The sequence below is a fragment of the Pseudomonas sp. FW305-25 genome, from assembly GCF_017351415.1.
Classification (GTDB): Bacteria; Pseudomonadota; Gammaproteobacteria; order Pseudomonadales; family Pseudomonadaceae; genus Aquipseudomonas; species Aquipseudomonas chlororaphis.
Genome location: NZ_JACNDE010000003.1, coordinates 197,616 through 211,743 on the forward strand (window position 1 = coordinate 197,616; position 14,128 = coordinate 211,743).

Genomic DNA, 14,128 nt, shown 5'->3' on the forward strand with positions numbered 1-14,128 from the left:
GCAATACCTGAAAGCAAAGGGGGTGTAAATGATATTGATTCTTATTGCAAATGTAAAATGCGCAGACGAATGAAAACGTAAAAACCGTAAAGCGAAATTGTAAAGAATGTAAATTCCGCGCGAATAGCAATATTTCGCAATTGATACATAGACTTGTTCGCCTTATATTCCGCCGCCTCAAATCCTTGGGGAGGGGAATCACCATGTCGCGCCAACCACCACAATTACCGCTCGGTTCACCACGCCTGCTGGCGTCTGCGATTGGCGTGGCGATCACCGCCGGCTCCGCAGCCCATATGGCTTTTGCCGCGGAAAACACCGAGAAGAAAGCCGCCGGCAATGCCATTTCCCTGGACGCCACCAGCATCACCGGTGAAGCTCAGGACCAGACGTCCTACCAGGTCGAAAAAGCCTCGTCGCAAAAGTACACCGCGCCGCTGGTCAACACGCCGCGCTCGGTCACCGTGGTGCCTCAACAAGTGCTCAAGGACACCGCCGCCACCTCGCTGCAGGATGCGCTGCGCACCGTGCCGGGCATTACTTTCGGCGCCGGCGAAGGCGGCAACCCGCAAGGCGACCGTCCGTTCATCCGTGGCTTCGATGCCCAGGGCGACACCTACCTCGATGGCGTGCGCGATACCGGCGGCCAGAGCCGCGAGATCTTCGACATCGAATCGATCGAAGTCAGCAAGGGGCCCAACTCCTCCTTCGGCGGTCGCGGCTCGGCCGGCGGCAGCCTCAACCTGGTGAGCAAGACGCCCAAGCAGCAAGACTTCCTCAATGGCGGCTTCACCTACGGTTCCGACCAGACCCGCCGTTATGTGCTGGACGTCAACCGCCAGTTCCTCGACAGCGCCGCCTTTCGCCTGAACCTGATGAGCCACGAGCAGAACGTGGCCGGTCGCGACGCCGTCAACTACGACCGCTGGGGCGTGGCACCGTCCCTGACCTTCGGCCTGGGCACCCCGACCCGCGTCAACTTCAGCTACTACCACATGGAAAGCGACGACCTGCCGGATTCGGGCATTCCCTACGGCTACAGCTCGGCCAGCGCCACCGCCCACAAGCACGACAAACCCACCGACGGCGGCGACAGCGACAACTTCTATGGCTTGAAGGATCGGGACTTCCGCAAGACACGCGCGGACATCAGCACCGTCTCCATCGAGCACGACCTGAACGACAACATGACGCTGAAAAACACCCTGCGTCATGGCAACACCGGCCAGGACTACATCCTCACCCAGCCGGACGACAGCAAGTTCAACGTCAACAAGTACGGCACCGTGTGGCGTCGCGCCAACTCGCGGGTGTCCACCACCGAAACCACCACCAACCAGACCGACCTGTTCGGCGAATTCCAGGCCTTGGGCTTCAAGCACAACTACTCCACGGGCCTTGAGTTCACTGGCGAAGAGACTCGCGTCAGCAGCTACAACATCGCCGGCAACACCGCCAAGGTCTGTAATCCGGGCAGCATCCCCAGCTGCACCTCGCTGAGCAATCCGAACCCGGACGATGCCTGGACCGGCGACATCAGCCGCAACTACTACGGCACCAACACTAAAGCCACCAGCCGCGCGGCCTATGTGTTCGACACCATCGAGCTCGATCCGCAATGGCTGCTCAACGTCGGCCTGCGCTACGACACCTTCGACACCGTGGCCAATACCGACACCGCCACTGGGCGCACCAAGATCAAGGACGACAGCCAGTTCTGGAACTGGCAGGCCGGCCTGGTGTGGAAACCGACGGACAACGGCAGCGTTTATGCTTCCTACGCCACCTCGGCCTCGCCAGCGGGCGGCCTGGTGGGTGAAGGCGCGGACGGCAACCCGCTGTCCGCCGGCGCCAGCGTCAGCGATCTGCAACCGGAAGAAACCGTCAACTACGAGCTGGGCACCAAGTGGGACGTGTTCAACGATCGCCTGTCCCTGACCGCCGCGGTGTTCCGTACCGAGAAGAAAAACACCCGCATCCTGGTGGACGCCCTGACCTACCAGAACGCCGGTGAGTCCCGCGTCGACGGCCTGGAGCTGTCGGCCAGCGGCAAGATCACCGACAAGTGGCAAGTCTTCGCCGGCTACAGCTACCTGAAAAGCGAGCTGGTGGACGCCGGCCTCAACGGGCGTAACGGGGTCGTCAGCGCCGGTTCGAACAAAGGCAATGAAATGCCGAACACGCCGAAAAACAGCTTCAGCCTGTGGACCACTTATGAAGTGTTGCCAAAGCTGACCGTCGGCGGCGGTGCGTTCTATGTCGACGAGGTGTATGGCGATGCCGGCAACACCGTGTATGTGCCGTCCTACACCCGCTACGACGCCATGGCCAGCTACAAGCTGAGCAAGAACGTCGACCTGCAGTTGAACGTGCAGAACCTGACCGACAAGACCTACTACGACAAAGCCTACTCGGCGCACTTTGCCAACCAGGCAGCCGGCCGTACCGCCTTGTTCACCACCAACTTCCACTTCTGACGAGGTGGAACGCGGCGGGTTTCACCTGTAGCCGCTGCCGCAGGCTGCGATCGGGGCGAAGCCCCGCAAAGCTGGCGCTGCGGTATGCCTGACCTGTACGGGCGTCGGGTTTGGCGACTGCTGCGTCGGAATGCCGCCCAAGCCGATCGCAGCCTCGCCAGGGCTCGGCAGCGGCTACACGGTGGACCTGTAGCCGCTGCCGCAGGGGAGCGCAGGATCTCAAGATCGCTGGAGGACCTGCGGTCCTATCGCAGCCTTCGGCAGCGGCTACAAACGCATGAGCCCCACCTGTTTCGGCAAGTGGGGCTTTTGTGCGTAAGAAAGAATGTTTCTCGACAACTCACGGCATAATGCGCGCCGTGGCACAGACTTAAGAACCAACGAGGCGGTCGATGTGTTGAAGAAAACCCTGTTCCAGTTGCACTGGTTTTTCGGCATCAGCGCCGGCCTGGTCCTGGCCTTGATGGGCATTACCGGAGCGACCGTGTCGTTCCAGGATGAAATCCTGCGTGCCCTCAACCCCTCCACACTGCAGGTGGAAAAGCAGCCGGCAGGCGTCCTGCCGCCCGCCGAGCTGGTGGAAAAAATCCAGGCGGTCTCGGGCAAGACCGTGTCGATGCTCACCGTGGAAGCCGACAGCGGCAACGCAGCCCGCGTGTGGTTCACCCCGCCACCGGGCCAGCGCCGTGGCGAAATGCGTTATTTCGACCCCTACACCGGCGAATTCATGGGCGCCGCCCTGGGCCAGGACTTCTTCGGCCTGATGCTGCAACTGCACCGTTTCCTGGCCATGGGCGACAGCGGCCGGCAGATCACCGGCGCCTGCACCCTGATCCTGATTTTCTTCTGCCTGTCCGGCCTCTACCTGCGCTGGCCGCGCCAGGTGGCGAGCTGGCGTGCCTGGCTGACCCTGGACTGGGCGAAAAAAGGTCGCGGCTTCAACTGGGACCTGCACGCCGTGGCCGGGACCTGGTGCCTGCTGTTCTATCTACTGGCGGCGCTGACTGGCTTGTCCTGGTCCTACGAGTGGTACAACAAGGGCCTGAACAAGCTGCTGGCCGACTCGCCACAGAGCCAACGCATGAAGGGCGGCCGAGGCGCGCCGCCCCAGGGCCCGGCGCCGACCGCCGACTACAACGCCATGTGGCTGGGCATCTACAGCACCGCCGGCAAGGACCTGAGCTCCTACAACATCCGCATGCCGGCGGTGGCCGGCCAGCCGGCGACCGTGTTCTACCTGCTCAAGAATTCGCCTCATGACCGGGCGCTGAACCAGATCACCATCGACCCCAACAGCGGCGTGGTCAGCCGCCATGACCGCTACAGCGACAAGAGCCTCAAGGCGCAGTTGCTGACCAGCATTTATGCCCTGCACGTGGGCAGCTACTTCGGCATTGTCGGGCGGATCCTGGTGACCATTGCTTCGCTGACCATGCCGCTGTTCTTTATCACCGGCTGGCTGCTGTACCTGGATCGCCGGCGCAAGAAACGCCAGATCAAGGACGCGCGCCAGGGCCTGAGCGCCGACACCGGCGATGCCTCGGCCTGGCTGATCGGCTTCGCCAGCCAGAGCGGTTTCGCCGAACAACTGGCCTGGCAGACCGCCGGGCAATTGCAGGCCGCCGGCGTACCGACCAAGGTCCAGCCGCTGGCCAGCGTCAGCGAGCAGGACCTGCTCAATACCCAGAACGCATTGTTCGTGGTCAGCACCTTCGGCGACGGCGAAGCGCCGGACAGCGCCCGGGGCTTCGAGCGCAAGGTATTGGGCCGTGCCCTGTCCCTGGACAACCTCAAGTACGCCGTACTGGGCCTGGGCGACCGGCAATACCCGCACTTCTGCGGTTTTGCCAAGCGCCTGCATGGCTGGCTGGCCGAACATGGCGGCAACACCCTGTTCGCCCCGGTGGAAGTCGACAGCGGCGACAGCTACGCCCTGCGCCACTGGCAGCAGCAACTGGGCCAGTTGATCGGCCAGGCGCCGGTGGACCTGTGGCAGGCGCCCGCCTACGACAACTGGACCCTGAACCAACGCGAGCTGTTAAACCCGGACAGCAGCGGTTCGGGCGTCTACCTGCTGGGCCTCACCCCACCGCAGCCAAACAGCTGGCTGGCCGGCGACCTGGTAGAAGTGCTGCCGCGCAATTGCGCGTGGGCCATCGAGTTCTTCCTCGACGGCCTCGGCCTGGACGGCAGCGCCACGGTGCAGCTCGACGGCCTGACGGAAACCCTGACCCAGGCCCTGGCCAGCCGCCAGCTCCCGGAAAACCGTGCCCACCTGGTGGGCCTGCATGCCCAGGCGCTGGTGGATGCCCTGGTGCCGCTGGCCATGCGCGAATACTCCATCGCCTCGATTGCCAGCGATGGCCAGCTGGAGTTGGTGGTGCGCCAGGAACGCCACCCCGACGGCAGCCTGGGCATCGGCTCCGGCTGGCTCACCGAGCATGCGCCGGTCGGCTCCAGCATCAGCCTGCGGGTGCGACGCAACAGCGGCTTCCATCTGCCGGCCGAGCCTTGCCCGCTGATCCTGCTGGGCAACGGCACGGGCCTGGCCGGCTTGCGCAGCCTGCTCAAGGCGCGCATCGCCGAGGGCCAGCAAGACAACTGGCTGATCTTCGGCGAGCGCAACGCCGAGCATGACTTCTACTGCAAGGACGAGCTGCAGGAATGGCTGACCGCCGGCGACCTGCGCCGCCTGGACCTGGCCTTCTCCCGCGACCAGGCCGAGAAAATCTACGTCCAGGATCGCCTGCGCCAACAGGCCGAACGTCTCAAGCAATGGCTGGCCGACGGCGCCGCGATCTACATCTGCGGCAGCCTGCAAGGCATGGCCTCGGGCGTGGATCAGGCGCTCAACGAAGTGCTGGGCGCCGAGGTCGTCGAACAGCTGATCGAGCAAGGCCGCTATCGCCGCGACGTCTACTGACCCACTCCACGCTTCTGTAGGAGCGAAGCTTGCTCGCGATAGGCCAAAGGCCGGTAGCGGCCTTGATACCGCCATCGCGGGCAAGCCTCGCTCCTACATGACTACACCGGCTGCAACTTGCGCTCGAACACCGCCACCCCGTCCAGGTCCCGCAGCGTCACCTTCAACTCCCCGCTCTGCCCTTCGATCTGCACCTCGCCGAAGAACTGGAACCCGGCGAACGGCGAGGTGTTCTGCGCCGGCGGCGCCTTCTGAAACACCACCTCCGGGCCGAAGGTCTGGTCCAGCGCGTTGGGCCCGAAACTACCGGCATTCAAAGGCCCGGCGACGAATTCCCAGAACGGTTCGAAGTCCTGGAACGCCGCGCGGTCCGGGTGGTAATGGTGCGCCGCGCAGTAATGCACATCCGCCGTCAGCCACACATGGTTGCGCACCTTGTGCTTGCGCAGGAACGCCAGCAACTCGGCGATCTCCAGCTCGCGGCCCTGGGCCGGGCCCGGGTCGCCGTTGGCGATCGCCTCCCAGCGCGGCACGCCGGGGCTGACCTCGCCGTCCGGCACGCCAAGGCCGATGGGCATGTCGGCCGCCACCACCTTCCACTGCGCCTTGGAGTGCTTGAGCCCCTGCTTGAGCCAGTCCAGCTGTTCGCGGCCAAGAAACGGCTTGGCCGCGCCAAGGTTGTCGTCGTTGCCACCGCGATAGCTGCGCATGTCCAGCACGAACACATCCAGCAGCGGCCCGTAGCTCAGCTTGCGATAGATGCGCCCGCCCTGGTCGGCGCTCTGCAAGCGCATCGGCGCGTACTCCAGCCAGGCCTGCCGCGCGCGCCCCACCAGGGTGTGGATATCTTTGCTGGTGTAGCGCTCATCCAGCACCTTGCTCGGCGACCAGTTGTTGACCACCTCATGGTCGTCCCACTGCCAGATCTGCGGCACCTCGGCGTTGAAGCGCCGCACGTTCTCGTCCAGCAGGTTGTAGCGGTAGTTGCCGCGGTATTCGTCGAGGGTTTCGGCGACCTTGCTCTTGGCCTCGGTGGTGATATTGCGCCACACCCGGCCGTTCTCGGTGGTCAGCTGCGCCGGCACCGGGCCGTCGGCGTAAATGGTGTCGCCGCTGTGGATAAAAAAGTCCGGCAGGCGCCGGCGCATGGCCTCGTAGATACGCATGCCGCCAATGTCCGGGTTGATGCCAAAACCCTGGCCGACGGTGTCGCCGCTCCACACAAAACGGATATCGCGGCGAGTCTGCGGCACGCTGCGCAAATGGCCGAACCAGGGCTTGCTGCGCACGCCGGTCTGCGCGTCCTCGAAATACACCCGATAAAAAATCGCCTGATCGGTGGGCAGCCCGCCCAGCTCGACCCGCGCGGTGAAGTCGGTGCGGGCATCGGCCAGCGGCGAGACAAACTTGCGCGGGTTGCTGAACAGGCTGCGGGTATCCCACTCCACCACCATCCGCGCCGGCCGGTCGGTACGGCTCCAGACCATCGCCCGGTCGCCAAGCAAGTCCCCGGACTGCACGCCATCGACCATCTTCGGCCGGTCCTTGGGCGACGCGATCACCGCCGGCGCCAGCCCCGGCAGCAACAACCCCGCCCCCGCCACCTGAATCAAACGCCGCCGACCGAGAGTGAAATCGCTCATGGTTGCTCCCTGACCACCTGTCAAAAGGCAACCTTAGTAGGCGGCGATGAAGGGGATATGACAAGGGACGGGGCTGGCAAATGACATGGCTGCAAAAACGGGACGCGGTGTTATTCCCGGCACTGGCGGATGCTGGGGGATAGGCGTTGGGGCTGCCTGTACGGCAGTGAACGACGAAGCGGCGAACAACCTCAAAAACTGGATTTTCTGAGCTGCCTATACAGCAGTGAACGCCTGTTCCGCGAGTGCAGACATTCGTTCAGGCTCGATCATCTGTGGCGAGCTGCTCGTAATCGAATGCTACCTGCCCGCCGCAGCTGTCAGCGTGTGCTCATTCAGGGTGATTCAAGGACGGAAAGGATCAGGCCCGCCATTTACTGTGGAGCAGGACAGCTCTTGGCTGCGGCCTGGAGTGCCTTGCCGTAATCCACGTAAGTTTCTGGATCGTATGGCTCTGCAGTAATCCTGAAACTCGACTTGCCCTGGTAGTTAATTCTCTGCCTAACTTTCAATGCCCACTGCCTACCATCATGCTTGGCTAGCAGATCAAAAACGTGCGAATTGAGATCGCTGTTTTCATCCAGGCCGGAGTAGAGATAGCGTAGTTTTTTGTACCAGCCGTCAATTCCAGTTATCGCTCTAATTGCCACCTTTGCCTGCTCCCTGTCAGTCTCTTTCAGGGAGTACATGTCACTGATTGTTAGCTTCCCGGTTCCTTCAAGCTCTGCTATTGGTGCTGTTAGTGGTTCACGACTGATCAAGCGCGAATATTCACAGTCAAACACCCAGCGACCGGTCTTTACATAATCGTCGGCATAGATCACCACGCCGTTGCCAAAATCCGTCTTGAATTTGCTCGTCATCAACTTAAACCCGTAGTAACTCGCGACCAGTAGTAGCAGTGAGAAAATGGCTATTGCGATCCAGAAGGGCTTACTTCGGTAGAAACTCAAAATGGCCTCCTGGTACTCCAATGGGCGTGTCGCCTGAAATCACAGGGTTGATAGCTCCCATGGTCTGGTCCTGTTTCACCAGATCCACCAGCTCCTGGAGCTGTGCCTGCTTTTACTGTGGAACAGGACAGCTCTTGGCGGCGGCCTGGAGCGCCTTTGCGTAGTCCACGTAGGTTTTGGGATCGTAGGGTTCAATAGTCACGGTAAAGTGAGACATGCCGTCGTAGCCGATTGACTGGTCTACCTCCACAGCCCATGACCGGCCAGCGTGCTGGGCGACCAGATAGAACGCATGGGAATTCAAGTCGCTACTCTCATCCAGTGCAGAGTAGAGATAGCGCAGATTCTTATACCAGTCGCGATTGCCCGTAACAGCCTTCAATGCCTCCTTGGCAGGCTGCTCGTCTACCTCTTTCAGGAGGGCATTGCCAATGGTGAGTCTCCCTACGCTTTCCAGTTCGGAGAGAGGGACTGGCAGCGGCTCACGGCTGATCAATCGTGAATACTCGCAGTCGAACACCCAGCGTCCGGTCTTCACGTAATCGTCGGCATAGATCACTACGCCGTTGCCCAAGTCCGTCTTGTATACACTCGTCATTACCTTGAGTCCGTAGTTGGCCGCGGTCAGCAGCAAGGGAGAAATAATTGTGACGGCTATCCAGAAGCCTTTACTTCGGTAGAAACTCAAAATGGCCTCCTGGTACGCCAACTGGTGTGTCACCTGAGATCACAGGGTTGATGGCCCCCATGGTCTGATAGGTGAACCTATGTTTCTTGTGAGATAGCTTTCGCTCGTCCTTCAGTGTGCCCCACTTCCTGCACCATTCTTTCCCAGGTGCTGCGTTGCCACTGATTCCGCAAAGATCGCCCATGCGGCGCTCCTCGAACGAACCCCAGGTGTTCTTGTAGTCCGAGCGTCGAATAAAGGCGTGCACCTTGATCTGCAGGTGATTGGCCAGCAACTGCGCCAGGCTCTCATTCGTCTGCGGAAAGAACTGAATACCGTCTTCGACGGGGAAGTCCGAGCGATTGCCCATGCCGGTCCTACAGGCGTAGCTGTCGATCTGCGCCGAACTGGCAAACGCCGAAGGTAAAATTTTATCGTAGCTCAGTACGTCCAGGGACATTTGGAAGTCCTCGGCAAGCTGATAGCCGAAGGCGATCCGATGCGGCACGCCGTGGCTGAATAGCGATAGGTGTTCGATGGGTGATTGCTTGCGGTCCTTGCCTTGGTTCAGGAAGTCGATCAGTTCCTGGACGTTGGCCACGCCAATAAAGCCAGCACCATAGCCATCGGCGGATCCGCGGGCAGCACTGAGCATTGCTTCACTGTATGCCGGGGTGAACACTACCAGCGTCCGCGCCAGGGCAGGCTTGCTGCGTTTGAATTCAGCCAGCTCGCGCACGGCCTGGCCGATGAACATCATTTGGTTACCCGAGCCTGTGTCGTGCTGGCTGCCGGCGACAGCGATTAGCTCGGGAGTCAACGGCTCCTTGGGGGGTGTTGAAGTCGAGTTGCCAGGTTGCACCAGAGCGCCCGAGAGTAAGGCGCGCTGCTCCAGTTGTGGGTCGGCCAACAGCTCAGACATCAGTTGATCGTTCACTGAGCCGTCCGGGCGCACGGCACCGAGCTTGGCGAAGTCAACGATAGCCTGGGTTGCTGCACCACCGAACTGGAAACCGCCGAAGGTATCGGGGCTGCCCGAGATGATCGTTCCGCCGTGACTGGTAGGGCTGCCCAGGTGAGCCATTGGGCGCCCGTTCAAGATGATCGAGGGAAACCCCGTGGTGATAACCGCACCACAACCGCAGGTGTCTCCAACTCGGGCGGCACCCATGAAGTTGATGTTTATGTCACTGGAAGCGGAGGTAATCGAGGTGGTGCCATGACCTGGAAGTGGGCAGACGTGTTTGTCGCCCAGGCGAGCAGAGGGGAGCATTTATCATCCTTGCCTTAGCTGATCCGTGGGGGGAGGCTCTGATTCTTTGCAACTCCCCGAACCTAGCAAGTGGCGAAAGGCAAGGCTGTAAGACGATTCTGAACTTTGATGACGTGGCTGTTTTGGTAGCTCGCCTCTTACGGGTCTACAGACAAAAAAACGCCCCGACTGGGATCGAGGCGAGCTCCCACTCTACCGACCATTAACGCCAGTCGTTAAAGCGAGTTGGGCCATACCTTCAATGCGTTTATCGCAGCTGCCTATTCGGCAGTGAACCCGTTCGCCCTGGGCGACGCGGTCAGCGGCCAGTTGTCGATCAGAGGCGATTACCGTCGAGCAAGGCGTCCACCACTCCGCGCGCCATCTCCACGGAATGCACCAACGACCAGATCAGGCCACGCTCGATACCGCTGGCGTGTTCGGTGATTTCGTCGGAAACCTCCTCGGCGGATTTGAGCAGCATAGAAACGTGAAGCAACGCCTCTTCGGCGCTGATGCCGGGACGGACGGTGAAGAGCGAATCGTTACCCGCAGGCCCCGCCGCGGTGGGTTTCAAGGCTGCGAGCAACGAACCTTCCACCGGATGGTTGGCCAACGCCTGACGGACCTGCTCATTGGCCTGGTCGTGGTCTGGATTACGGCGGGAGAACGGCAGGGAAACGGGTGGATCGGGGACGAGTTTTTTCATGGTGTAACTCCCGAGCAATGGAGCTTTCACCCGTCGCTGCTAAACGATTGAGGGTGGCAGCTGGACGCGGGTTAGCAGACCAGGGCTCAGGAACCCGGCGCACCCGAAGGTGCCCCACGTACAGCCGCCATAACAGACCAGCCAGAATGAAATCCGACCGGGAAGACATGGTGTCTTATACGCCTGAGACTTACCGAGCTGCTAAACCCGATCACTGAAAAACCAGTGACAAACCCGAGGCTAGACAGCGCCCTTCCCAGACGCAAGCGGCCCGGAGTTTCTCGGAAAAGCCTTACAAAGGAAAGCGAAGCGCCTCACTTTCAGACAGCGTCTTACACGACAAACCTGTCAGCCTCGGGACCTGATCGCGAGCAAGCTCGCTCCTACAAAAGGCTCCGATATAACCGCGATCTCTGTAGCCGCTGCCGAAGGCTGCGATAGGACCGAAGGTCCTCCAGCAGTCTCAAGACCCTGCGCCCGCTTCGCGGCCGATCGCAGCCTCGCAAGCTCGGCAGCGGCTACAGGGTTCAGGCCTGCGTTGGCGGGCGGCTGCCGTCGAGCAACGCATCCACCACACCCCGCGCCATCTCGACGCTATGAATCATCGACCAGATCAAGCCACGCTCCACGCCGCTGGCCCGCTCAGTGATCTCATCGGACACCTCCTCAGCCGCCTTGAGCAGGATCGAAACGTGAAGCAACGCCTCTTCGGCGCTGATGCCGGGACGGACGGTGAAGAGCGAGTCGTTACCCGCAGGCCCCGCCGCGGTGGGTTTCAAGGCTGCGAGCAACGAACCTTCCACCGGATGGTTGGCCAACGCCTGACGGACCTGCTCATTGGCCTGGTCGTGGTCTGGATTGCGGCGTGAGAACAGCAGGGAAACGGGTGGATCGGGGACGAGTTTTTTCATGGTGTGGCTCCTCGACATGAAGCCACCACCCACCGCTGCTAGACGGCATAGAAAGGTGGCGGCTGTACGCGGGCTAGCAGACCGGGTCAAGGAAACCGGCGCGCCCGAAGGCGCTCCCACGCACAGCCGCCATAACAGAACACTGCAAATGGAAAATGCAGTGCTGATGGTGCGACTTGCGTCTTGACCCGGGCTGCTAGACCCGATCACCGAAAAGTCAGTGACGAACCCGAGGCTAGATAGCGCCGTTACCAGACGCAAGCGGCCCGGAGTTTCTCGGAAAAGCCTTACAAAGGAAAGCGAAGCGCCTCACTTTCAGACAGCGTCTTACACAACAAACCTGTCAGCCGCGGGACCTGATCGCGAGCAAGCTCGCACCTACAAAAGGCTCCGATATAACCGCGATCTCTGTAGCCGCTGCCGAAGGCTGCGATAGGACCGAAGGTCCTCCAGCGGGCTCAAGATCCTGCGCCTGCTGCGCAGTCGATCGCAGCCTCGCAGGCTCGGCAGCGGCTACAGGGGTTAGCGCCGACCGGTAGGTCGCGCATGACGCAGCTTTGGCTTTTGATCTTGATCCACCCGCCCCATCGGAAGGCCGTACGCCAGGGGCGAGACCTTTTGGTTACTTTTGGCTGGGCCGGCATTCCGGGCGTTTGCCAAAAGTGACCCGCCGTAAGGGCGGAACCCTAAGCCGCCGTTACCGCAGGAATGGATATGTACCCCGTCCAAAAAAATGCAGCGCCAGGACGGACGCTATCGCGGGCAAGCCTCGCGCCTACAAGATCAGCGATCATCAGAAACAACAATGGCGCCACCCGGGCGCCATCGAAGTCAACACAGAACAGCCGTCAAGCCTTGACCGGCTCCAGCGCCAGCTCAGTCGCCTCCGGCCGCTTCACCAGCGCATACACCACCGCCGTCAACAAACTCCCCGCCACAATCGCCAGCAAATACAACAACGCATGGTTGATCGCATTCGGAATCAACATCACAAACAACCCACCATGGGGCGCCATCAGTTTGCAGCCGAAATACATCGACAGCGCCCCGGTCAGCGCGCCGCCGGCGATGCTCGCCGGGATCACCCGCAACGGGTCCTTGGCGGCGAACGGAATCGCCCCTTCGGAGATAAAGCACAGCCCCAGCACCAGCGCCGCCTTACCGGCTTCCCGCTCGCTCTGGGCGAACTTGCGCCGGGCGATAAAGGTCGCGATCCCGAGGCCGATCGGCGGCACCATGCCGGCGGCCATGGTCGCCGCCATCGGTGCATAACTCTGCGACGCCAGCAGCCCCACGGAGAAGGCATAGGCCGCCTTGTTGATCGGCCCGCCAAGGTCGACGCACATCATGCCGCCGAGCAATACCCCCAGCAGGATCGCGTTGGTGGTACCCATGCTGTCGAGGAAGTGGGTCAGGCCGGCGAGCATTCCCGCCACCGGCTTGCCGACCACATAGATCATCACCAGGCCGGTGAACAGGCTGGCCAGCAACGGGATGATCAGGATCGGCTTCAAGGCCTCCAGGCTCTGGGGCAAGCGCGCGTATTTGCTGATGGCCTTGGCTGCATAGCCGGCGATGAAACCGGCAATGATCCCGCCGATAAAGCCCGCGCCCAGGGTGCTGGCGAGCATGCCGCCGATCATCCCCGGCGCCAGGCCCGGGCGGTCGGCGATGGAATAGGCGATGTAACCGGCCAGCAGCGGCACCATCAGCTTGAACGCGGTGTCGCCGCCGATCTGCATCAGCGCCGCGGCCAGGGTCCCCTCCTCCTTGAACGCGGTGATGCCGAAGACGAAGGACAAGGCGATCATCAAGCCCCCCGCCACCACCATCGGCAGCATGAACGACACACCGGTCAGCAGGTGCTTGTAGACCCCGGTTTTCTCTTGCTTGGCCGGGGCCGCGCCAGCACCCGCCGCGGCCGACTCCACCTGTCCTTCGGCCAGGGCCTTGTTCAGGGTCGCCTCGGCTTGCTTGAGGGCGATGCCGGTGCCGCAGCGGTAGATCTTCTTGCCGGCGAAGCGCTCGGTGGGCACTTCGATGTCCGCGGCCAGCAGCACCACATCCGCCGCGGCGATGGCCTCGGCGCTCAACGGGTTGCGTGCGCCCACCGAGCCCTGGGTTTCCACTTGCAGCTCGTACCCCAAGCGCTTGGCGGTCTGCTGCAAGGCCTCGGCCGCCATGAAGGTGTGGGCCACGCCGGTCGGGCAAGCGGTGACCGCCACCAGCCGTGGCGCATTCTTGCTGGCCGGCGCCGGCTCGGCCACGGCTTCGGCCGCGGCATACACCTGGGCCTCCTCGGCGCCACGGCGCAGCACGCCCTCGACGTCCTGCAGGGCCACGGAGGGCGAGCTCTGGAACACCCGCTTGCCGACAAAGCGCGACATATCCAAAGGCCCGGTGCTGACCACCAGCACCCACTCGGCCGCTTCGAGGGTGGCGGCCGACAATTGCCGTTCCGGGTGCGCCTCGTCATGCACTTCGACGCTGGTGCTCCAGCCCTGGCGCTGGGCCGCGGCGTCCAGCAACCGGGCGCACAGCACACTGGTGACCATGCCGTTCGGGCAGGCGGTAACAATGGCTAACTTCATGA

Annotated in this window: 9 protein-coding genes; 2 read left to right on the forward strand and 7 right to left on the reverse strand. The window is 62.0% G+C overall.

Annotated features, from left to right (window positions below):
- Nucleotides 1-203 precede the first annotated feature (203 nt).
- Together J4E58_RS04905 and J4E58_RS04910 are read left to right on the forward strand one after the other, a co-directional pair.
- Nucleotides 204-2,477, forward strand: a complete 2,274-nt coding sequence (locus J4E58_RS04905; protein ID WP_087091234.1) for a TonB-dependent siderophore receptor — start codon at nt 204-206, stop codon at nt 2,475-2,477.
- Nucleotides 2,478-2,871: 394 nt separating this feature from the next.
- The gene (locus tag J4E58_RS04910) at nt 2,872-5,400 is read left to right on the forward strand and encodes a sulfite reductase flavoprotein subunit alpha (RefSeq protein WP_087091233.1); all 2,529 of its coding nucleotides are present in this window, start codon (nt 2,872-2,874) and stop codon (nt 5,398-5,400) included.
- Between the two features lie 101 nt (nt 5,401-5,501).
- Here the strand turns inward: J4E58_RS04910 and J4E58_RS04915 are convergent, their stop codons facing one another.
- The 7 genes from J4E58_RS04915 to J4E58_RS04945 all read right to left on the reverse strand — a co-directional run bounded on the left by J4E58_RS04915 (nt 5,502) and on the right by J4E58_RS04945 (nt 14,126).
- Entirely contained in the window at nt 5,502-7,043 is a 1,542-nt protein-coding gene (locus J4E58_RS04915; RefSeq protein ID WP_087091232.1) for an alkaline phosphatase, read from the reverse strand.
- Nucleotides 7,044-7,417: 374 nt separating this feature from the next.
- Entirely contained in the window at nt 7,418-7,996 is a 579-nt protein-coding gene (locus J4E58_RS04920; RefSeq protein WP_143481890.1) for a hypothetical protein, read from the reverse strand.
- Nucleotides 7,997-8,108: 112 nt separating this feature from the next.
- Nucleotides 8,109-8,684 carry a hypothetical protein gene (locus J4E58_RS04925; RefSeq protein ID WP_053259620.1) on the reverse strand — a complete coding sequence of 192 codons (576 nt, stop codon included), beginning with the start codon at nt 8,682-8,684 and terminating at the stop codon, nt 8,109-8,111.
- The gene (locus tag J4E58_RS04930; RefSeq protein ID WP_087091230.1) at nt 8,665-9,936 is read right to left on the reverse strand and encodes a PAAR domain-containing protein; all 1,272 of its coding nucleotides are present in this window, start codon (nt 9,934-9,936) and stop codon (nt 8,665-8,667) included. The genes J4E58_RS04925 and J4E58_RS04930 overlap by 20 nt, the downstream gene beginning before the upstream one ends.
- Before the next feature lie 316 nt (nt 9,937-10,252).
- Entirely contained in the window at nt 10,253-10,624 is a 372-nt protein-coding gene (locus tag J4E58_RS04935) for a DUF6124 family protein (protein WP_053259618.1), read from the reverse strand.
- Between the two features lie 527 nt (nt 10,625-11,151).
- Nucleotides 11,152-11,535 carry a DUF6124 family protein gene (locus J4E58_RS04940; protein ID WP_087091229.1) on the reverse strand — a complete coding sequence of 128 codons (384 nt, stop codon included), beginning with the start codon at nt 11,533-11,535 and terminating at the stop codon, nt 11,152-11,154.
- 848 nt (nt 11,536-12,383) lie between these two features.
- Complete coding sequence (locus J4E58_RS04945) at nt 12,384-14,126, reverse strand: PTS fructose-like transporter subunit IIB (RefSeq protein ID WP_087091228.1); 1,743 nt, start codon at nt 14,124-14,126, stop codon at nt 12,384-12,386.
- Nucleotides 14,127-14,128 lie beyond the last annotated feature (2 nt).